Raw genomic sequence first — 21345 nt, forward strand, 5'->3', positions numbered from 1 at the left:
ATCCCCTTGAAAAATCTAGCTAAATAGGGTATAATATGAATAATCATTTGTCGTAGGTTTTGTCTGAAATATTGTCCAGACAAGGCTCACAGCAGTTAAATCTTCTGAAGAAGTCAGATTTAGCTGCTCTTTTTGTGCTTTTTTTCAGGATTTTGAGTGCTTGTAACAAAGACTTAAAGATTCTGAAAATTTATCAAGAGGACACGGTGATAGGGGTTTTTAAAACCATATGACGATTAGAAAAGCCTGATTGACAAGGCTTGGAACTTATTTACAAAGGAGAATCATCTTGGCAGGACATGACGTTCAATACGGGAAACATCGTACCCGTCGTAGTTTTTCAAGAATCAAAGAAGTTCTTGACTTACCAAATTTGATTGAAATTCAAACTGACTCATTCAAAGATTTCCTAGACCATGGTCTTAAGGAAGTATTTGAAGATGTATTGCCAATTTCAAACTTCACAGACACAATGGAGTTGGAATTTGTTGGATATGAAATCAAGGAACCAAAATACACGCTAGAAGAAGCTCGTATCCACGATGCTAGCTACTCAGCACCAATTTTTGTAACCTTCCGCTTGATCAATAAAGAAACAGGCGAAATCAAAACCCAAGAAGTTTTCTTTGGTGATTTCCCAATCATGACTGAAATGGGTACTTTCATCATCAATGGTGGTGAACGTATCATCGTATCTCAGTTGGTCCGCTCACCAGGTGTTTACTTTAACGATAAAGTTGATAAAAACGGTAAAGTGGGGTACGGGTCAACTGTTATCCCTAACCGTGGAGCTTGGTTGGAACTTGAAAGCGACTCAAAAGATATTGCCTACACTCGTATCGACCGTACTCGTAAGATTCCATTTACAACATTGGTTCGTGCGCTTGGTTTCTCAGGTGATGATGAAATCTTTGATATCTTTGGTGATAGCGAATTGGTTCGCAACACTGTTGAAAAAGATATCCACAAGAATCCAATGGACTCTCGTACCGACGAAGCTTTGAAAGAAATTTACGAACGCCTTCGTCCAGGTGAGCCTAAGACTGCTGAAAGCTCACGTAGCTTGCTTGTAGCTCGTTTCTTTGACCCACGTCGTTATGACTTGGCAGCTGTCGGTCGTTACAAAATCAATAAAAAACTCAATGTTAAAACACGTTTGCTTAACCAAACTATTGCTGAGCCATTGGTAGACCCTGAAACAGGCGAAATCTTGGTAGAAGCTGGAACAGTCATGACTCGTAGCGTGATTGAAAGTATTGAAAGCTATTTGGATGGCGACTTGAACAAGATTGTCTACATTCCAAATGATGCAGCCGTTGTGACTGAGCCAGTTGTTCTTCAAAAATTCAAGGTTGTTGCTCCAACTGATCCAGACCGTGTTGTAACGATCATCGGTAATGCTAATCCAGATGACAAGGTTCGTATCGTCACTCCTGCAGATATCCTTGCTGAGATGAGCTACTTCCTCAACTTGGCTGAAGGGCTTGGCCGTGTAGATGATATCGACCACCTTGGAAACCGTCGTATCCGTGCGGTTGGTGAATTGCTTGCTAACCAAGTACGTCTTGGACTTTCTCGTATGGAACGTAATGTCCGTGAACGGATGTCTGTCCAGGACAACGAAGTCTTGACACCACAACAAATTATCAATATCCGTCCTGTAACAGCTGCGGTTAAAGAATTCTTTGGTTCATCACAGTTGTCACAGTTCATGGACCAACACAACCCACTTTCTGAGTTGTCTCACAAACGCCGTTTGTCAGCCTTGGGGCCTGGTGGTTTGACACGTGACCGTGCTGGATATGAAGTACGTGACGTGCACTACACTCACTACGGTCGTATGTGTCCAATCGAGACACCTGAAGGACCTAACATCGGTTTGATCAATAACTTGTCATCTTACGGACACTTGAACAAATATGGTTTTGTTCAAACACCATACCGTAAAGTTGACCGTGAAACAGGTGTTGTTACGAACGAAATCGTTTGGTTGACAGCCGATGAAGAAGATGAATTTACTGTAGCACAGGCTAATTCTCGTCTGAATGAAGATGGAACATTTGCTGAGAAAGTTGTCATGGGACGTCACCAAGGGGTCAACCAAGAGTATCCAGCGAATGTTGTTGACTACATGGACGTATCACCAAAACAGGTAGTTGCCGTTGCGACAGCATGTATTCCTTTCTTGGAAAACGATGACTCCAACCGTGCCCTCATGGGAGCCAACATGCAACGTCAGGCTGTACCATTGATTAATCCTAAAGCACCTTACGTTGGTACTGGTATGGAATACCAAGCAGCCCACGATTCAGGAGCGGCTGTGATTGCTCAGTATGACGGTAAAGTTACCTATGCAGATGCTGACAAGGTAGAAGTTCGTCGTGAAGATGGTTCATTGGACGTTTACCACATCCAAAAATTCCGTCGTTCGAACTCAGGTACTGCTTATAACCAACGCACTCTCGTAAAAGTTGGTGATGCCGTTGAGAAAGGCGATTTCATCGCTGACGGACCTTCTATGGAAAATGGAGAAATGGCGCTTGGACAAAACCCAATCGTTGCCTACATGACTTGGGAAGGTTACAACTTCGAGGATGCCGTTATCATGAGCGAACGCTTGGTGAAAGACGATGTCTATACATCTGTCCACCTTGAAGAATACGAATCAGAAACACGCGATACAAAGCTTGGGCCTGAAGAAATTACTCGTGAAATTCCAAACGTTGGGGAAGATGCCCTTAAAGATCTTGACGAAATGGGTATTATCCGTATCGGTGCTGAGGTTAAAGAAGGGGATATCCTTGTAGGTAAAGTAACACCTAAGGGTGAGAAAGACCTTTCAGCTGAAGAACGGCTCTTGCACGCTATCTTCGGAGATAAATCTCGTGAAGTACGTGACACTTCTCTTCGTGTACCACACGGAGCTGATGGTGTGGTTCGTGATGTTAAGATCTTTACACGTGCAAATGGAGATGAATTGCAATCAGGTGTCAACATGCTGGTTCGCGTCTACATCGCTCAAAAACGTAAGATCAAGGTCGGAGATAAGATGGCCGGACGTCACGGAAATAAAGGGGTTGTCTCTCGTATCGTTCCTGTAGAAGATATGCCTTACCTTCCAGATGGAACTCCAGTCGATATCATGTTGAACCCACTTGGGGTGCCATCACGTATGAATATCGGTCAGGTTATGGAACTCCACCTTGGGATGGCAGCTCGTACTCTTGGTATTCACATCGCAACACCAGTCTTTGACGGAGCAAGTTCTGAAGATCTTTGGTCAACTGTTAAAGAAGCTGGTATGGATAGCGATGCCAAAACAATCCTTTACGATGGACGTACAGGTGAACCATTTGATAACCGTGTTTCTGTCGGAGTCATGTACATGATCAAACTCCACCACATGGTTGATGATAAATTGCACGCGCGTTCAGTCGGACCTTACTCAACCGTTACTCAACAACCACTTGGAGGTAAAGCTCAGTTTGGTGGACAACGTTTCGGTGAGATGGAGGTTTGGGCTCTTGAAGCCTACGGTGCATCAAATGTCCTTCAAGAAATCTTGACTTACAAGTCTGACGATATCAACGGACGTTTGAAAGCTTATGAAGCTATTACAAAAGGAAAACCAATTCCAAAACCAGGTGTTCCAGAATCCTTCCGAGTTCTTGTCAAAGAATTGCAATCTCTTGGTCTTGACATGCGAGTCCTTGACGAAGATGATCAAGAAGTGGAACTTCGTGACTTGGATGAAGGAATGGACGAAGATGTCATCCACGTAGATGACCTTGAAAAAGCCCGCGAAAAAGCAGCACAAGAGGCTAAAGCAGCCTTTGAAGCTGAAGAAGCTGAGAAAGCAACAAAAGCGGAAGCAACAGAAGAAACTGCTGAATAAGAATAAGCAGTTCACTTAGAATAGAAAGGGAAGAAATAGTGGTTGATGTAAATCGTTTTAAAAGTATGCAAATCACCCTAGCTTCTCCAAGCAAAGTCCGTTCATGGTCTTATGGAGAAGTCAAAAAACCTGAAACAATCAATTACCGTACCTTGAAACCAGAACGTGAAGGACTATTTGATGAAGTTATCTTTGGTCCTACAAAAGACTGGGAATGTGCTTGTGGTAAGTACAAACGCATTCGTTACAGAGGAATTGTTTGTGACCGTTGTGGGGTTGAAGTAACGCGCACAAAAGTTCGTCGTGAGCGTATGGGGCACATTGAGTTGAAAGCTCCTGTATCTCACATCTGGTACTTCAAGGGGATTCCAAGCCGTATGGGCTTGACCCTTGATATGAGCCCTCGTGCCCTCGAGGAAGTTATCTACTTTGCGGCTTATGTGGTGATTGATCCTAAGGATACACCACTTGAGCACAAGTCTATCATGACAGAGCGCGAATACCGTGAGCGTTTGCGTGAGTATGGTTATGGATCATTCGTTGCCAAGATGGGTGCCGAAGCCATCCAAGACCTTTTGAAACAAGTAGATCTTGAAAAAGAAATTGCTGAACTCAAAGAAGAGTTGAAAACAGCTACTGGACAAAAACGTGTCAAAGCTATCCGTCGTTTGGATGTTTTGGATGCCTTTTATAAGTCTGGTAACAAACCTGAATGGATGATTCTCAACATTCTTCCGGTTATTCCACCAGATCTTCGTCCAATGTTGCAGTTGGATGGTGGCCGTTTTGCCTCATCTGACTTGAATGACCTTTACCGCCGTGTTATCAACCGTAACAACCGTTTGGCTCGTTTGCTTGAGTTGAATGCACCAGGTATCATCGTTCAAAATGAGAAGCGTATGCTTCAAGAAGCGGTTGACGCTTTGATTGACAATGGTCGTCGTGGTCGTCCAATCACAGGACCAGGTAGCCGTCCACTGAAATCATTGAGTCACATGCTGAAAGGTAAACAAGGACGCTTCCGTCAAAACTTGCTCGGTAAACGTGTTGACTTCTCAGGACGTTCCGTTATTGCCGTTGGTCCAACGCTTAAGATGTACCAATGTGGTGTGCCACGTGAAATGGCGATCGAGCTCTTTAAACCATTTGTCATGCGTGAAATCGTTGCCCGTGATATCGTGCAAAACGTCAAAGCAGCTAAGCGCTTGGTGGAACGCGGAGATGAGCGTATCTGGGATATCCTTGAAGAAGTGATTAAAGAACACCCAGTGCTTTTGAACCGCGCACCGACCCTTCACCGCTTGGGTATCCAAGCCTTCGAGCCAGTCTTGATTGATGGTAAGGCCCTTCGCTTGCACCCGCTTGTCTGTGAAGCCTACAATGCCGACTTTGACGGGGACCAAATGGCCATCCACGTACCGCTTTCAGAAGAAGCTCAAGCAGAAGCTCGTATCTTGATGCTAGCTGCGGAGCACATCTTGAACCCGAAAGATGGTAAACCAGTTGTTACTCCATCTCAGGACATGGTTTTGGGTAACTACTACTTGACTATGGAAGAAGCTGGTCGTGAAGGTGAAGGAATGGTCTTCAAAGACCGTGACGAAGCGGTTATGGCTTACCGTAATGGTTATGTTCACCTTCACTCACGTGTTGGTATCGCAACAGACAGCCTCAACAAGCCTTGGACAGAAGAGCAAAAACACAAGGTCTTGCTTACCACAGTTGGTAAAATCCTCTTCAACGACATCATGCCAGAGGGTCTACCATACTTGCAAGAACCAAACAATGCCAACTTGACAGAAGGTGTTCCAGCTAAATATTTCTTGCCACTTGGTGGAGATATCAAGGAAGCTATCAGCAAACTTGAACTCAACCCCCCATTCAAGAAGAAAAACCTTGGAAATATCATCGCTGAAATCTTCAAACGTTTCCGTACAACAGAAACTTCTGCTCTACTTGACCGTATGAAGAACCTCGGTTACCACCACTCAACTCTTGCAGGATTGACAGTTGGTATTGCCGATATCCCAGTCGTTGATGACAAGGCTGAAATCATTGAAGAATCACACAAACGTGTAGAACAAATCACAAAACAGTTCCGTCGTGGTATGATCACAGACGACGAGCGTTACAATGCTGTTACAGCTGAATGGCGTGCTGCCCGTGAAAAACTTGAGAAACGCTTGATTGCCAACCAAGATCCTAAGAACCCAATCGTTATGATGATGGACTCTGGAGCCCGTGGTAACATCTCAAACTTCTCACAGCTTGCCGGTATGCGTGGTCTGATGGCTGCTCCGAATGGACGTATCATGGAATTGCCAATCCTTTCAAACTTCCGCGAAGGTTTGTCAGTACTCGAAATGTTCTTCTCAACTCACGGTGCGCGTAAAGGTATGACCGATACGGCCCTTAAGACAGCCGACTCAGGTTACTTGACACGTCGTTTGGTTGACGTTGCCCAAGACGTTATCATCCGTGAGGACGACTGTGGAACTGACCGTGGTCTCTTGATCCGCTCTATCGCAGAAGGAAAAGAAATGATCGAGTCACTCGAAGAGCGTCTCAATGGTCGTTACACTAAGAAAACTGTTAAACATCCAGAAACTGGTGCAGTGATTATTGGTCCAAATGAGTTGATTACAGAAGACAAGGCGCGTGAAATTGTTAATGCTGGTGTGGAAGAAGTGACTATCCGCTCTGTATTTACATGTAACACTCGTCATGGTGTCTGTCGTCACTGTTACGGTATCAACTTGGCGACTGGTGATGCGGTTGAAGTTGGTGAAGCAGTTGGTACAATCGCTGCCCAATCTATCGGGGAACCTGGTACACAGCTTACAATGCGTACCTTCCACACGGGTGGGGTTGCCTCAAATACCGATATCACTCAGGGTCTTCCTCGTGTCCAAGAAATCTTTGAAGCCCGCAATCCTAAAGGGGAAGCGGTTATCACAGAGGTTAAAGGACAAGTTACTGCTATCGAAGAAGATGCATCAACTCGTACTAAGAAAGTCTTTGTTAAGGGTGAAACTGGCGAAGGTGAATACGTCGTTCCATTTACAGCTCGTATGCGTGTTGAAGTTGGAGACCAAGTAGCGCGTGGTGCTGCTCTTACAGAAGGTTCTATCCAACCAAAACGTCTCCTTGCAGTTCGTGATGTCTTGTCAGTTGAAACTTACCTTCTCGGTGAAGTACAAAAAGTTTACCGTAGCCAAGGGGTAGAAATCGGTGACAAACATATCGAGGTAATGGTTCGTCAAATGATCCGTAAAGTCCGTGTCATGGATCCAGGTGACACAGATCTTCTCATGGGTACCCTCATGGATATCAATGACTTTACAGATGCCAACAAAGATGTCCTTATTGCAGGTGGAGTTCCAGCGACAGGTCGCCCAGTTCTTATGGGAATTACCAAAGCCTCACTTGAAACAAATAGTTTCTTGTCAGCGGCTTCCTTCCAGGAAACAACTCGTGTCCTTACTGATGCGGCTATCCGTGGTAAGAAAGACCATCTCCTTGGACTTAAGGAAAATGTTATCATCGGTAAGATCATCCCAGCTGGTACTGGTATGGCCCGTTACCGTAACCTTGAACCACATGCTATCAACGAAGAAGAATACCTTAATCCTCCAGTAGAGGAAGAAGGGGATGAAGAAATAACAGAAGTAGTTGTGGATACTGCCGTTGAAACTGTGGAAGAAACAGTAGAATAAAAGAGAATGAGAGAGCCTTCGGGTTCTCTTTCTCTTTTCTGAAAACTTTCTCCATTTTTCCATGAAATGTGGTAAAATAATACTCAATGAAAATCAAAGAGCAAACTAGGAAACTAGCCGTAGGTTGCTCAAAGCACTGCTTTGAGGTTGTAGATAGAACTGACGAAGTCAGCTCAAAACACTGTTTTGAGGTTGTGGATAGAACTGACGAAGTCAGTAACCATACCTACGGTAAGGCGACGTTGACGTGGTTTGAAGAGATTTTCGAAGAGTATAAAAGAAAGAAGCTGACAAAGGAGACAGGTATGGAACAAACATTTTTTATCATTAAACCAGACGGTGTAAAAAGAGGATTAGTGGGTGAGGTGTTGAAACGCATCGAACAACGTGGATTTACAATCGAAAAATTGGAGTTGCGTACAAAGGTTTCAGAAGGGTTAATTGATCAGCACTATCAGGACTTGGTTGGTCAAAGTTTTTACCCACCGATTCGTGAATTTATGACTTCAGGACCGGTTCTTGTAGGTATCATTTCTGGTCCCAAAGTAATTGAAACTTGGCGGACTATGATGGGTGCAACTCGTCCAGAAGAAGCTTTACCAGGAACTATTCGAGGTGATTTTGCAAAAGCTGCTGGAGAAAATGAGGTTATCCAAAATGTTGTGCATGGTTCAGATTCAGAAGAGTCAGCTAAGCGAGAAATTGCTCTTTGGTTTGAAGAGAAATAGTAAAAGTTTGATGTAAGGGATACTTGCGTCAAACTTTTTTGCATTTTAGAGTAGAAAACTGACAGTTGAGAAATATTCTAGCAATGGTGAGGCTTTCTAGCATATAATAAGAGCAAGTATGGAGGAAGAATGATGGAAAAAATGAAAAAGCAAATTCGAGTTTTGTTATTGCTGACAGTTTTTGGTCTTAGCAGCTGTTCTTGTTTAAGTTTATCTACTTGGGCCTTGATGTTAAATCAAAACTGCTTCTATTATTTAGTTGGCATGTTGCTTCTTGCCAGTATTGGTGCAGGGCTAAACTATTATAGAGGGCAGGGAAATCAATCTTATTCAGTTTTTAAGGAAGATAAGCAACAATTCTTGTATAGTCTCTTGCTCTTAGTAAATATTTTGGGTTTAGCTTTAATTGTCATAGAACATATCCTTGCAGGAAATACATCCGTAGAAGGATTTGTGGAAGCCTTTCTACCGAGTTTCTTTTTCTTATTTGGGATTGATTTGTTAGTTTTTCTGCCGATTCAGAAGTATGTAAATGGAGTGAAAAAGTTTTTGGGAAAGAAGGAAATCTGTTTTATTAGTGGACTAGCTATTCTAATCTTTCTCAGAAATCCTTGGATGCTATTGTCCATGACCTTTTATATTGCCTTGGGGATGCTATTTCTAGGACTGTTGGTGCCAAAAGTCATTCGCTGGGAAGTTTCATTTTACAGTCATTTGATGAGAGATATCTTGTTAGTTGTCTTCTTACTGTTTCTATTTTAAGAACAAAAAAAGAGATAGTTCTAGTTTTACAATTTATAATATGGAATTCATAGATAATACCTAGACAAAGGACAACTTTTTGGTATAATAGAAACATGTACACTAAAAACGAAGAAGAGTTACAGTCCTTAGGTGAACGTTTGGGCTATTTATTAGAAAAGAATGATGTCTTAATTTTAACTGGTGAACTTGGAGCAGGCAAAACGACATTTACAAAAGGTCTTGCTAAAGGATTACATATTTCTCAGATGATTAAGAGTCCAACCTACACTATCGTAAGAGAGTATGAAGGTCGTCTTCCACTTTACCACCTAGATGTTTATCGTATAGAGGGGGATGCTGATTCTATTGATTTAGATGAGTTTCTCTTTGGTGGTGGGGTAACTGTCATCGAGTGGGGACATCTTTTAGGTGATGCCTTGCCAGATACTTATTTAGAATTAGAAATTCTAAAAGAGGAAGATGGTCGCAGATTAAACTTCAAAGCCAAGGGTTTGCGTGCAGAAAAACTCTTAGAGGAGCTTCAACATGGAGTATGAGTTGCTCATTAGGGAAGCAGAAATTGAAGATGCGGCTGAGTTAGTATCATTTTTAAATCGTGTTAGTGTAGAAACAGATTTTACTAGTCTGGACAGGGATGGTATTTTGATGACAGATACTGAGATGGAGTCGTTTTTGGATAAACAGGCTCACTCGGAAAATCAAATCACTTTACTGGCCTTGCTGAATGATGAAATTGCTGGTCTTGTAAATATCACAGCTGATCAACGTAAGAGAGTTCGTCATATTGGAGATCTCTTTATTGTGATTGGTAAGAAATATTGGAATAATGGATTGGGAAGTTTGTTGATAGAAGAAGCGATAGAGTGGGCACAAGCTAGTGGTATTCTTCGTCGACTTCAACTAACTGTCCAAACTCGTAATCAAGCTGCAGTTCATCTATATCAAAAATATGGCTTTGTAATTGAAGGTAGACAAGAGCGCGGTGCGTACATAGAAGAAGGGAAATTTATCGATGTTTACTTGATGGGTAAACTGATAGATTAGTAGAAATATGGTTAAAAAAATTATTGGAATGGTGCTAGCTTTTCTAGCTGTGACAGTTTTGGGTGTGGGTGTCTTTGCTTATACCATTTATCAGCAAGGTACACAAACCTTATCAAAAACCTATAAAAAGATTGGGGAAGAAACCAATGTTATTGAGGCGACTGAACCCTTAACGATCCTTTTAATGGGGGTTGATACTGGAAACGTTGAACGAACTGACCCTTGGGAGGGGAATAGTGATTCTATGATTCTCTTGACGGTTAATCCGCATACGAAAAAGACTATGATGTTGAGTTTAGAGAGAGATATTTTGACGAAAATTCAGCATAAAGATGGCCAGATTGAGGAAGCGAAGTTAAACGCTGCCTATGCTGGTGGTGGTGCAGAGTTAGCTATTTCAACCATTCAAAGGATGATGAATATCCATATTGACCGCTATATTATGGTCAATATGCAAGGTTTGCAACAATTGGTAGATGCAGTGGGCGGGATTACGGTTAATAATACACTAGGTTTCCCGATTTCTATCAGTGACCAAGAGGAATTTAACACCATTTCTATCGGTGTTGGAGAGCAGACAATAAATGGAGAAGAAGCGCTTGTTTATTCTCGCATGCGCTACCAGGATCCAGAAGGGGACTACGGACGTCAGAAGCGTCAGCGTGAAGTCATTCAAAAGGTTGTTGAAAAAGTTCTTAGCTTGAATAGTGTTAGTCACTATCAATCTATCCTAAAAGCCTTAAGTACCAATATGCAGACTAATATTGATCTATCTGCGAAAAGTATTCCAAGCTTGTTAGGTTACCAGGACTCGTTTAAAACGATTGAAACTCAACAATTACGAGGAGAAGATGCCGAATTGCAAGGGACATCTTATCAAATTGTAACTGCTAACCATTTGTTAGAAATCCAGAATCTTTTGAGAACCTCACTTGATAAACCGAAGGTGACAGAGTTAGAGACAAATGCTGTCTTATATGAAGATATTTTCGGAAATCGAAATAATACCGGTTTGGGAACAGGTACGATTAATAATACAATAAATCAAGAAGATGTAGAATAATCTATTTTATAGTTAAAATCGTGGGAAATTTCCTGCGATTTTTTCAAAAAAATACGAATAGATAGGTAGGAGGAAACATGAAAGCAGAAATCATAGCTGTTGGAACAGAGATTTTGACAGGACAGATTGTCAATACCAATGCTCAGTTTTTGTCGGAAAAACTAGCAGAGATTGGGGTAGATGTATATTTTCAGACGGCTGTAGGAGACAATGAAGCTCGTCTCTTATCCCTGCTTGAGATTGCCAGTCAACGTAGCAGCCTGCTGATTTTGACAGGCGGTTTGGGGCCAACTGAGGACGATTTGACCAAACAAACCCTGGCTAAATTCTTAGGGAAAAAATTAGTCTTCGATCCTCAGGCACAGGCGAAGTTGGATGTCTTTTTTGCCCAGAGACCAGACTATGCCCGAACACCGAATAACGAAAGACAAGCTCAAATTGTAGAAGGAGCGACTCCGCTGCCCAACGAAACAGGACTGGCTGTGGGAGGAATATTGGAAGTCGATGGAGTGACCTATGTCGTCCTTCCAGGTCCGCCAAGTGAAATGAAACCTATGGTCTTAAACCAACTTCTACCCAAGTTGATGACAGGGAGCAAGTTGTATTCCCGAGTTCTTCGTTTCTTTGGAATTGGCGAAAGTCAGCTGGTGACGATTTTGGCTGATTTGATTGATAATCAAACAGATCCGACCTTGGCCCCTTATGCTAAGACAGGAGAAGTCACTCTGCGTCTGTCAACAAAGGCTAGCAGTCAAGAAGAGGCGAATCAAGCGCTGGATATCTTGGAAAATCAAATCTTGGACTGCCAGACTTTCGAAGGAATTTCTTTACGAGACCTCTGTTATGGTTATGGAGAGGAGGCTAGCTTGGCCAGCATTGTGGTAGAAGAACTGAAAAAACAAGGGAAAACTATCACGGCTGCAGAGAGTTTGACGGCAGGGCTTTTCCAAGCTACTGTGGCGGATTTTTCAGGAGCTTCAAGTATATTTAAGGGTGGTTTCGTGACCTATAGCCTGGAGGAGAAATCAAAGATGTTGGATATTCCTGCCAAGGATTTAGAAGAACATGGTGTGGTGTCTGCATTTACAGCTCAGAAGATGGCTGAGCAGGCACGAATCAAGACCCAGTCTGATTTTGGCCTTAGTTTGACTGGAGTGGCAGGACCAGATAGCCTGGAAGGACATCCAGCTGGGACAGTCTTCATAGGCTTGGCTCAAGAGCAAGGAACTGAGGTTATCAAGATTAATATTGGAGGCAGAAGTCGAGCAGATGTACGTCACATTGCGGTTATGCATGCCTTTAACCTAGTTCGCAAGGCTTTATTAAGTGACTAACTTTTGATATAATAGTAGATAGGTCTAAGGACCATTAGAATGTAGGAGAATAGAATGGTGAAAAAACCAAAAAAATTAGATGAAATTTCAAAAAAATTCGGGGCTGAACGTGAAAAAGCCTTGAATGACGCTCTTAAATTGATTGAGAAAGACTTTGGTAAGGGTTCAATCATGCGTTTAGGTGAACGTGCAGAGCAAAAGGTGCAGGTGATGAGCTCAGGTTCCTTGGCGCTTGATATTGCCCTTGGTTCAGGTGGTTATCCTAAGGGACGTATCATCGAAATCTATGGACCAGAGTCATCTGGTAAGACAACGGTTGCCCTTCATGCAGTTGCGCAAGCGCAAAAAGAAGGTGGGATTGCAGCCTTTATCGATGCGGAGCATGCCCTTGATCCAGCTTATGCTGCGGCTCTTGGGGTCAATATTGACGAATTGCTCTTGTCTCAACCAGACTCAGGAGAGCAAGGGCTTGAAATTGCAGGAAAATTGATTGACTCAGGTGCTGTGGACCTTGTCGTAGTCGATTCAGTTGCGGCCCTTGTTCCTCGTGCGGAAATTGATGGAGATATCGGAGATAGCCACGTTGGTTTGCAGGCTCGTATGATGAGTCAGGCCATGCGTAAACTTGGTGCTTCTATCAATAAAACCAAAACAATTGCCATCTTTATCAACCAATTGCGTGAAAAAGTTGGGGTCATGTTTGGAAATCCAGAAACAACTCCTGGTGGACGTGCCTTGAAATTCTACGCATCAGTCCGTTTGGATGTTCGTGGAAGCACGCAAATCAAGGGAACTGGTGACCAAAAAGACACCAATGTCGGTAAAGAAACTAAGATTAAGGTCGTGAAAAACAAGGTGGCTCCGCCATTTAAGGAAGCCTTCGTTGAAATCATGTACGGAGAAGGAATTTCTAAGACTGGTGAGCTTTTGAAGATTGCAAGCGATTTGGATATCATCAAAAAAGCAGGAGCTTGGTACTCTTACAAGGATGAGAAAATTGGGCAAGGTTCTGAAAATGCTAAGAAATACTTGGCAGATAATCCAGAAATCTTTGATGAAATTGACCATCAAGTGCGTGTTCAATTTGGTTTGATTGATGGAGAAGAAGCTTCTGTAGAAGGTGTTGAAACTAAAAAAGATGACGCAGTCCAAGCAGATTCTATGAATGAAGAAGTGACACTTGACCTAGGCGACGAACTTGAAATCGAAATTGAAGAATAAGCTGTTAAAGTAGTGGAGAAATTCACTGCTTTTTCATTGCCTAGTTCTGGCATAGTTTGCTGTTTCTTGTCGCTCCTCTAGAAAGCTGATATAATAGCCTTATGAGTAAAAAACGAACAGTGGACCTGATTCATGGTCCTATTCTTCCCTCGCTCTTGAGTTTTGCCTTTCCAATCTTGCTGTCCAATATTTTCCAACAACTCTATAATACCGCTGATGTCTTGATTGTTGGACGATTTCTTGGTCAAGATTCCTTGGCTGCAGTAGGAGCGACAACGGCCATTTTTGATCTGATTATTGGCTTTACTCTTGGTGTCGGAAATGGTATGGGGATTGTCATTGCCCGCTATTATGGAGCTCGGAATTTCACTAAAATCAAGGAGACAGTAGCAGCCACCTGGATTTTAGGTGCTCTTTTGAGTATTGTAGTTATGCTGCTGGGCTTTCTTGGTTTGTATCCTCTCTTGCAGTACCTAGATACCCCTGCAGAAATCCTTCCTCAATCCTATCAATATATTTCTATGATTGTGACCTGTGTCGGTGTCAGCTTTGCCTATAATCTCTTTGCAGGCTTGTTGCGGTCTATTGGGGACAGTCTAGCGGCTCTTGGTTTTCTGATTTTCTCTGCCTTGGTTAATGTGGTTCTGGATCTTTATTTCATTACGCAACTGCATCTGGGAGTTCAATCCGCAGGGCTTGCTACCATTATTTCGCAAGGCTTATCAGCAGTTCTCTGCTTCTACTATATTCGTAAGAGTGTTCCAGAACTTCTACCTCAACTCAAGCATTTTAAATGGGACAAGGCCTTGTATGCGGATCTTTTGGAGCAAGGTTTGGCTATGGGGTTGATGAGCTCGATTGTGTCCATTGGCAGTGTGATTTTACAGTCTTCTGTCAATACTTTTGGTGCAGTGATTATTAGTGCCCAGACAGCGGCTCGACGCATTATGGCTTTTGCCCTTCTTCCTATGACCGCTATTTCTGCTTCTATGACGACCTTTGCTTCTCAGAATCTTGGTGCCAAGCGACCAGACCGCATTGTTCAAGGTCTTCGAATTGGCAGTCGTTTGAGTATGTCCTGGGCAGTTTTTGTTTGTGTCTTCCTCTTTTTTGCCAGTCCTACCTTAGTTTCCTTCTTGGCGACTTCGACGGATGGATACCTGGTAGAAAATGGTAGTCTCTACCTGCAAATCAGCTCAGCCTTTTATCCTATTTTGAGTCTCTTGTTGATTTATCGCAATTGCTTGCAGGGCTTGGGGCAAAAGGTCCTTCCTCTGGTTTCCAGCTTTATTGAACTAATCGGAAAAATCGCTTTTGTGGTCTTGATTATTCCTTGGGCGGGCTATAGGGGTGTTATCCTTTGTGAACCCCTTATCTGGGTTGCCATGACCATTCAACTCTACTTCTCACTCTTCCGTCATCCCTTGATAAAAGAAGGCAAGGCTATCTTGGCAGCCAAAGTATCATCCTAGCTGTATTTACTAAATAAAATCCATTTCCTCTAGTGAAAATCGAAAAAACTTGTGTTATAATAAGAAAGATTAAAATGTGAAAAAAGGAGATTCCTAATGGGACGTAAATGGGCCAATATCGTAGCCAAGAAAACGGCTAAAGATGGAGCTAACTCTAAAGTATATGCAAAATTTGGTGTAGAAATCTATGTAGCAGCTAAAAAAGGTGATCCAGATCCAGAATCAAACTCAGCTTTGAAATTCGTTATCGACCGTGCTAAACAAGCACAAGTACCAAAACACGTTATCGATAAAGCGATTGATAAAGCAAAAGGAAACACAGACGAAACCTTTACAGAAGGACGTTACGAAGGATTTGGACCAAACGGTTCTATGCTGATCGTTGATACCTTGACTTCTAACGTTAACCGTACAGCGGCCAATGTCCGTGCAGCTTTTGGTAAAAATGGTGGAAACATGGGTGCTTCAGGTTCAGTTTCTTACCTCTTTGACAACAAGGGTGTTATCGTATTTGCTGGTGAAGATGCAGATGCAGTCTTTGAGCAATTGTTAGAAGCAGATGTGGATGTGGACGATGTAGAAGCAGAAGAAGGAACAATTACTGTTTACACAGCTCCAACTGACCTTCACAAGGCTATCGTTGCCCTTCGTGAGTCAGGTATCGAAGAATTCCAAGTGACAGAATTGGAAATGATTCCTCAGTCAGAAGTGGAATTGTCAGGCGATGACCTTGAAACTTTTGAAAAACTTTATAGCGTCCTTGAAGACGACGAAGATGTACAAAAAATCTACACAAACGTAGACGGCTTCTAATTTAACATAGAAAATATGATCCTAAGTGAGAAAATCACTTGGGATTTTTTTAATCAAGAAAATAGTTCTCACGGAAATTTATTTAGTTCCTAGGAGAACTAAATGCAATGATTAGAAAGGAGTAAGTATGGATAAACCGATGTTGGTTTTAAAACGTTTTGGACACCAGGTACATCTGATGGTACAAAAGGAAGCCAAACGTTGTGGTATTGAATTTATGGGTGTACCTCAAGGACAAGTTCTGCGTTTTTTAGGTTGGCGTGAGCATGAACAAGAATTAACGCTCATCAAGGATATTGAACAAGAACTCAATATTAGCAAGTCTGTTGCTAGTAACTTGGTCAAGCGTATGGTGCAAAATAGTTTGGTGGAGCTGGAGGCGAGTCCTGTCGATAAGCGGGCTAAGTTTGTTCGTTTGACGGACAAATCGCGTTCTCAAATGCAGCAGGTTAAGGCCTTCTTTGAACGAATTGATCAGAGTCTGCTAAATGGTGTTTCAAAGTCAGACTTGGCAATCTTTGAAAAGGTTCTCGGTCAGTTGCAAGAAAATGTTCAGAAGATAGGAGGAGAGAATGAAGAAATTAGCCAAATGAATTAGTGGAAAAGAATGGGGTATGATTTTACTAGCCATTCTCTTTACCTGCTTTTCGGTTTATCTAGAGTTGGAAGAAGAGGAACTTCCATTTTAAAAAAGAAGTAAGGGCTGGGAAATGACCTAGCTCTAAAAAATCAGCATTCAGTTTTGTAAGATGCAAGATCTGTTTGACTGAATTCTATTTCTCTCAAGCTTTTAAAAGTTTAATTATGATTGCCGAGGTGGGACCAAGAATCAAAAATCAATGAATTTTTAGATTCTGTCGCGCCTTTTTTATGATAATCATTTTGGAAAGATTTTGCTTTTTGGCGGTTTTGTAATATAATAATCCTATATGTTTCATAAAGGCGCTTACGGCATAGGGGGTGAAAAATGGTAGCAGCTAACGTCAAAAAACGGGGTCAGCATTATCAGAAGAAGGCTCTCTGGCCACTTTCCATTCTGCTTATTTTTGCTTTGTTTTTTGTTTATTTCAAGGGCGTTCTGCCAGATGAGAAGCAGGTCAAGATTGGGGCAACCTACATGACCATGAATAATGATTTTTATAAGATCTTAAATGCGGAGCTGGAGAAGAAAACCAACCAGCAGGGCAGCCGGCTTTACGTGCGGGATCCTGAGCTGGGTGAGGGCAAGCAGAGCCAGCAGATTGACTTTTTTGTCCGAGAAAAGGTTGATGTCATTGTTATCAATCCGGTAAAAAGTAATAGTCCAAGTATCATTTCCTCTCTTCAAAAGGCCAAGAAAGCTGGGATTAAAATCATCGTAGTGGATGCGCCTATCAGTCAGGATGTAAAAGTGGATACGACTATTGTGTCGGATAACTACCAAGCAGGCGTCCTGATTGCCCAGGACATGATGAAGCGCTTGCCTTCTGCTAATATTCTCCTTCTAGAGCACCGCAATGCCGTCTCTGCTATGGACCGGATTCAGGGATTTATTGATACGATTGAAAAACAGCCTAGCTACAAGATTATTTCCCAGAAAGAAACACTAGGCCAGACAGAGGAAAGCATGCCGCAAGTAAAAAGTGCCTTAGACGAAGGATTGGACTTTAATGTAGTCATGGCGCTCAATGATCGGGCAGCTATCGGGGCCTTGGCTGCTATTAAAAATCAAGGTCTTGATAAGAAAATCTCCATCTACGGCGTGGATGGATCGCCTGATATCAAAAACTTTTTGGCTACGACTAGCGATATAGAGGGAACCGTGGCCCAATCGCCCATTCAGATGGGACGCAAGGTGGCACAGGTAATTGAGCTGATGCAGGAGGGGAAATCCTACGACAGCCAATACCTGATTCCTGTTCATCTGGTTAATAGAGATAATATCAGTCAATACACAGTTACAGGGTGGCAATAATGAGACCTCAAAAAAGTATCTTTTATAGCAAAATCGCCTTAATGGTCATCAATCTGTTTGCCATTGTCTATAATGCATCCATCTATCTCTTTGCGACCAACTATGTAGCGGCTAAGGGCTTCAGTCACTCGCTTTTGGAGCGTTTGGATGCCATTCCGGGCTCTCCTAGCCTAATCTTCTGGGTATCCATTAGCCTGTATGCCTGTCTGCTTTTAGTCATGTACTATCGGGAGCGCCACCCCAATCAGCTGTCCGTCTATGACAAGGCGACCATTATTGAAATCCTGCTCATGCTGGTCATCTTTTCCGTCTTGCACTCGTCCTACAATGGCTTGATTCTCTTGGTGTTTGCGGATATTTTCTATGGCTCTAAGGAGTTCAATGCTTCCAAGGACAAGAAGTACTGGTTTTCTTTCATTATTTTGAGCTTTGGCATGCTGCTCTTGTCCAACTATAACCTCATGTCGCTCTTTATCAAGCTGCCGTCTTTGGATACCTATATTCGTTTTTATCCTGAGTCTGTACGCTTTTTGCTCTTATTTGGCAAGAACTTTCTCTACTCGCTTAATATTGTCGTCTTTATGATTTCCTTGCTATTCTATATCTTGTCGGCTATTACGGAGCGCCATCGTATTGAGGAAGAGCTTCGCATGGCTTTTCAAGCCAATCGCGAGCTGAACTCTTACCTGGCTTTGTCTGAGAAAATAGCAGAAGATCGAGAGCGGAAGCGGATTGCCAGAGAGATTCACGATACATTAGGTCATGCCCTGACGGGTATTTCAGCTGGTATTGATGCGGTCAAGGTCTTGGTTGATATTGACACCAACCGAGCTAAGGAGCAGCTTAATAATGTCTCTGTCGTTGTTCGAGATGGTATCCGTGATGTCCGCGGCTCGCTCAATAAGATGCGCCCGGGAGCTCTGGAAAATAACACTTTGAAGGAAGCTCTGATTAAGATTATCCGTGAGTATGAAGCCATCTCCAACTTGGAGATTCATCTCCTCTACAAATGGGATAATATTGACTTGGATATTGCCAAGGAAGACATTGTCTTCCGGGTGATCCAGGAGTCGATTACCAACTCTGTCCGCCATGGTCATGCCAAGACTATCTGGATTGAGCTACTAGAGGAAGAAGAAGCTTATGTAATGACCATTCAGGATGATGGTGTTGGCTTTGATGAACTCTACTATGGCTATGGCCTCAAGCAGATGCAGGAGCGCCTAATGATTATTGGCGGAAGCGTCCGCTTTGAAAATCGGGACGGTTTCTACACGCATATCAAAATTCCAAAAATAGGAGGAAGACATGATTAAGGTTTTAATAGCAGACGATCAGGCCTTGATTCGCGAGTCTCTGCAAATCATTCTGTCTGCCCACGCAGATATTGAGGTAGTCGGGACGGTCGGAGACGGCAAGGAAGTGCTGGAAAAGCTTCATCGGGTGCGCCCAGATGTGATTTTGATGGATATTCGCATGCCAGTCATGGATGGTGTTCTCTGTACCAAGGCTGTCAAGGAGCAGTATCCAGATGTCAAGATTATCATCCTGACGACCTTTGACGATGATGAATTTATCTTCTCAGCTCTCAAATACGGTGCATCTGGTTATATTCTTAAAGGGGTTTCGACAGAAGAACTTCATGAAGCTATTCAGACAGTCTATCGAGGCGGAGCTATGATCAATCCCAATATTGCCACCAAGGTCTTCAAAATCTTTTCACAGATGGCCCAGTCCAACTTTGCCATCACAGTGACAGAGGAAAATGTGGAGGACATGAACCGGACGGAGTGGAAGATTATCCAGCAGATTAGCTTTGGGATTTCTAATAAGGAAATTGCAGCCAAACTCTTTCTATCAGAAGGGACAGTCCGTAATTATCTATCGGGTATCCTAGCCAAGCTCAACCTGCGTGACCGGACCCAACTGGCTATCTGGGCCGTACAGACTGGAGTCACCCAGAGAGATTTTAGTAAGGAAGGCGACAAATGAAGTGGAGATTGAGAAATTTGTCCCTGCTGGTTGTCCTGATTATATCTGTTGCTCTGGCTTTTGTATTTTGGGCTTCAGCTCAGGACAAAGTCCTGCGTATCGGGGTCTATGCTGGTTCTAGCTGGGATGTGCCTAACAGTCGCGAAAACAAGGTCTTGGACAGCCTGATTAAAAGATTTGAAAAGACGCATCCTCCTGTCAAGGTCGTTTACGAAAGCGGTATTCCCAAGGATGATTATGCTGACTGGCTGGCAGAGCAAGTCTTGAAAGGCGAGCAACCAGATCTCTTTATGGTGCCAGAAAACGACTTTAGCATGTTGGCTTCGACTGGCGCGCTTAAATCCTTGGATCCCCTCCTAACGGATGATAAGCGAAAGGCTTTTTATCCAGTGGCTTATGAAGCTGGGCAATATCAGGGAGTCAGCTATACCCTTCCAGTTGAGAGCAATCCTATCATGATGTGTGTCAATAAAGACCTGCTTGAAAAAGAAGGAATTAGCATTCCTGAGTCAGGATGGACCCTGGCGGATTTCTATGAGATTTGCAAGAAAGTAACCAAGGATACCAATGGCGATGGTGTGGTGGATCAGTACGGTATAACGGATTACACTTGGCAGCAGGCTCTGGTAGCTTACGGCGGCCATCTTACCGATAAATCCGGTATCACTGTGGACAGCGCAGAGATGCACCAAGCCTTGGCCTTTATGAGCAAGCTAGATATGCTCAGCCAGCACTATAAGGTGACTTCTAATGACTTTGATGAGGGACGGGTGGCTTTCTATCCTATGAGTCTGGCCCAGTATCGGACCTACAAGCCTTACCCTTACCATGTTGCCAAGTATTCTAGCTTTTCTTGGACCTGTATCCCCATGCCAACAGCTAATAGCCAGGTGATGGGGACACAGGTCAAGACCTCGCTCTTTGCCATGTCTTCCAATACCAAGCAAGAGAAGCTGGCTTGGGAATTTATGCTCTTGCTGTCACAGGATAAAGAAAGCCAGCAGGCCTTGTTTGAAAAATCGCAGGGGACCTCAGTCTTACCATCTGTGGTGAAAAGTCAACAGGCTAGAGAAATCTTACAGGCAGATGATTTTGGCTTGGATTCCTTGACTTCTGAGAGGCTAGACCACATGATGAATCGCTCCATCATTGACATCAGTCTAGAAGTAGACCGTCATACCATGGACCGGATGGACTATCTGATTCAAAATGCTATGCAGAATCAAGAGATTGACAGTGCCTTGCCGAGCATTCAAAGAGAAATAGAAAGCGGAAAATAATCTGCTTTCTTTTTGTTTGCTCTGAAAGGAGCAGGAAAGGTACAGCTGACTAGACAAATATGACAAAT

General features: G+C 43.0%; 16 protein-coding genes and 1 pseudogene. All 17 read left to right on the forward strand.

What is annotated here, in order from left to right; genetic code table 11:
• Window positions 1–289: 289 nt before the first annotated feature.
• The 17 genes and pseudogenes from rpoB to QM408_RS01245 all read left to right on the forward strand — a co-directional run bounded on the left by rpoB (window position 290) and on the right by QM408_RS01245 (window position 21277).
• Window positions 290–3895 carry a DNA-directed RNA polymerase subunit beta gene (gene rpoB / locus QM408_RS01165; protein WP_261099627.1) on the forward strand — a complete coding sequence of 1202 codons (3606 nt, stop codon included), beginning with the start codon at window positions 290–292 and terminating at the stop codon, window positions 3893–3895.
• A gap of 38 nt (window positions 3896–3933) precedes the next feature.
• Entirely contained in the window at window positions 3934–7611 is a 3678-nt protein-coding gene (rpoC, locus tag QM408_RS01170) for a DNA-directed RNA polymerase subunit beta' (RefSeq protein WP_261027195.1), read from the forward strand.
• 305 nt (window positions 7612–7916) lie between these two features.
• Window positions 7917–8339, forward strand: coding sequence for a nucleoside-diphosphate kinase (ndk, locus tag QM408_RS01175; RefSeq protein ID WP_004239114.1), 423 nt, complete (start codon window positions 7917–7919; stop codon window positions 8337–8339).
• A gap of 129 nt (window positions 8340–8468) precedes the next feature.
• Complete coding sequence (locus QM408_RS01180) at window positions 8469–9101, forward strand: competence protein (protein ID WP_239682009.1); 633 nt, start codon at window positions 8469–8471, stop codon at window positions 9099–9101.
• A gap of 95 nt (window positions 9102–9196) precedes the next feature.
• The gene (gene tsaE / locus QM408_RS01185; protein WP_024056773.1) at window positions 9197–9640 is read left to right on the forward strand and encodes a tRNA (adenosine(37)-N6)-threonylcarbamoyltransferase complex ATPase subunit type 1 TsaE; all 444 of its coding nucleotides are present in this window, start codon (window positions 9197–9199) and stop codon (window positions 9638–9640) included.
• Window positions 9630–10148, forward strand: a complete 519-nt coding sequence (locus tag QM408_RS01190; RefSeq protein WP_024056774.1) for a GNAT family N-acetyltransferase — start codon at window positions 9630–9632, stop codon at window positions 10146–10148. Before tsaE ends, QM408_RS01190 begins: the two co-directional genes overlap by 11 nt.
• A gap of 7 nt (window positions 10149–10155) precedes the next feature.
• A complete protein-coding gene (gene lytR / locus QM408_RS01195; protein ID WP_004256717.1) occupies window positions 10156–11211 on the forward strand; it encodes a glycopolymer--peptidoglycan transferase LytR in 1056 nt (351 codons plus the stop codon).
• A 77-nt stretch (window positions 11212–11288) separates the two neighbouring features.
• The gene (locus QM408_RS01200; RefSeq protein ID WP_414373275.1) at window positions 11289–12545 is read left to right on the forward strand and encodes a competence/damage-inducible protein A; all 1257 of its coding nucleotides are present in this window, start codon (window positions 11289–11291) and stop codon (window positions 12543–12545) included.
• Window positions 12546–12599: 54 nt separating this feature from the next.
• On the forward strand, window positions 12600–13766 hold the full coding sequence (recA, locus tag QM408_RS01205) for a recombinase RecA (protein ID WP_414373277.1): 1167 nt from the start codon (window positions 12600–12602) through the stop codon (window positions 13764–13766).
• A 101-nt stretch (window positions 13767–13867) separates the two neighbouring features.
• Window positions 13868–15238, forward strand: coding sequence for an MATE family efflux transporter (locus QM408_RS01210; protein WP_261239876.1), 1371 nt, complete (start codon window positions 13868–13870; stop codon window positions 15236–15238).
• 96 nt (window positions 15239–15334) lie between these two features.
• The gene (locus tag QM408_RS01215; RefSeq protein WP_000532877.1) at window positions 15335–16051 is read left to right on the forward strand and encodes a YebC/PmpR family DNA-binding transcriptional regulator; all 717 of its coding nucleotides are present in this window, start codon (window positions 15335–15337) and stop codon (window positions 16049–16051) included.
• 127 nt (window positions 16052–16178) lie between these two features.
• Entirely contained in the window at window positions 16179–16649 is a 471-nt protein-coding gene (locus QM408_RS01220) for a MarR family winged helix-turn-helix transcriptional regulator (protein WP_004256742.1), read from the forward strand.
• Window positions 16645–16719 (forward strand): annotated as a pseudogene (locus QM408_RS01225) (ABC transporter ATP-binding protein); the annotation flags it as partial. The gene QM408_RS01220 and the pseudogene QM408_RS01225, both read left to right, overlap by 5 nt.
• 299 nt (window positions 16720–17018) lie before the next feature.
• The gene (locus tag QM408_RS01230; RefSeq protein WP_004256744.1) at window positions 17019–18005 is read left to right on the forward strand and encodes a substrate-binding domain-containing protein; all 987 of its coding nucleotides are present in this window, start codon (window positions 17019–17021) and stop codon (window positions 18003–18005) included.
• Window positions 18005–19321 carry a sensor histidine kinase gene (locus QM408_RS01235; protein ID WP_414373281.1) on the forward strand — a complete coding sequence of 439 codons (1317 nt, stop codon included), beginning with the start codon at window positions 18005–18007 and terminating at the stop codon, window positions 19319–19321. Before QM408_RS01230 ends, QM408_RS01235 begins: the two co-directional genes overlap by 1 nt.
• Window positions 19314–19997 (forward strand): response regulator transcription factor, encoded by a 684-nt coding sequence (locus tag QM408_RS01240; RefSeq protein ID WP_004256751.1) that lies wholly within the window; start codon window positions 19314–19316, stop codon window positions 19995–19997. The genes QM408_RS01235 and QM408_RS01240 overlap by 8 nt, the downstream gene beginning before the upstream one ends.
• Window positions 19994–21277, forward strand: a complete 1284-nt coding sequence (locus tag QM408_RS01245) for an ABC transporter substrate-binding protein (protein ID WP_414373283.1) — start codon at window positions 19994–19996, stop codon at window positions 21275–21277. The genes QM408_RS01240 and QM408_RS01245 overlap by 4 nt, the downstream gene beginning before the upstream one ends.
• Window positions 21278–21345 lie beyond the last annotated feature (68 nt).

Source organism: Streptococcus mitis (assembly GCF_047464965.1).
In the GTDB taxonomy this organism is placed as follows: domain Bacteria; phylum Bacillota; class Bacilli; order Lactobacillales; family Streptococcaceae; genus Streptococcus; species Streptococcus mitis_DU.

Coding starts and splice junctions, on each gene's coding strand:
- QM408_RS01220 (WP_004256742.1), top strand. CDS start 16,179: ATGGATAAACCGATGTTGGTTTTAAAACGTTTTGGACACCAGGTACAT.
- ndk (WP_004239114.1), top strand. CDS start 7,917: ATGGAACAAACATTTTTTATCATTAAACCAGACGGTGTAAAAAGAGGA.
- lytR (WP_004256717.1), top strand. CDS start 10,156: ATGGTTAAAAAAATTATTGGAATGGTGCTAGCTTTTCTAGCTGTGACA.
- QM408_RS01200 (WP_414373275.1), top strand. CDS start 11,289: ATGAAAGCAGAAATCATAGCTGTTGGAACAGAGATTTTGACAGGACAG.
- tsaE (WP_024056773.1), top strand. CDS start 9,197: ATGTACACTAAAAACGAAGAAGAGTTACAGTCCTTAGGTGAACGTTTG.
- QM408_RS01180 (WP_239682009.1), top strand. CDS start 8,469: ATGATGGAAAAAATGAAAAAGCAAATTCGAGTTTTGTTATTGCTGACA.
- QM408_RS01215 (WP_000532877.1), top strand. CDS start 15,335: ATGGGACGTAAATGGGCCAATATCGTAGCCAAGAAAACGGCTAAAGAT.
- QM408_RS01240 (WP_004256751.1), top strand. CDS start 19,314: ATGATTAAGGTTTTAATAGCAGACGATCAGGCCTTGATTCGCGAGTCT.
- QM408_RS01190 (WP_024056774.1), top strand. CDS start 9,630: ATGGAGTATGAGTTGCTCATTAGGGAAGCAGAAATTGAAGATGCGGCT.
- QM408_RS01210 (WP_261239876.1), top strand. CDS start 13,868: ATGAGTAAAAAACGAACAGTGGACCTGATTCATGGTCCTATTCTTCCC.
- recA (WP_414373277.1), top strand. CDS start 12,600: ATGGTGAAAAAACCAAAAAAATTAGATGAAATTTCAAAAAAATTCGGG.
- QM408_RS01235 (WP_414373281.1), top strand. CDS start 18,005: ATGAGACCTCAAAAAAGTATCTTTTATAGCAAAATCGCCTTAATGGTC.
- QM408_RS01230 (WP_004256744.1), top strand. CDS start 17,019: ATGGTAGCAGCTAACGTCAAAAAACGGGGTCAGCATTATCAGAAGAAG.
- QM408_RS01245 (WP_414373283.1), top strand. CDS start 19,994: ATGAAGTGGAGATTGAGAAATTTGTCCCTGCTGGTTGTCCTGATTATA.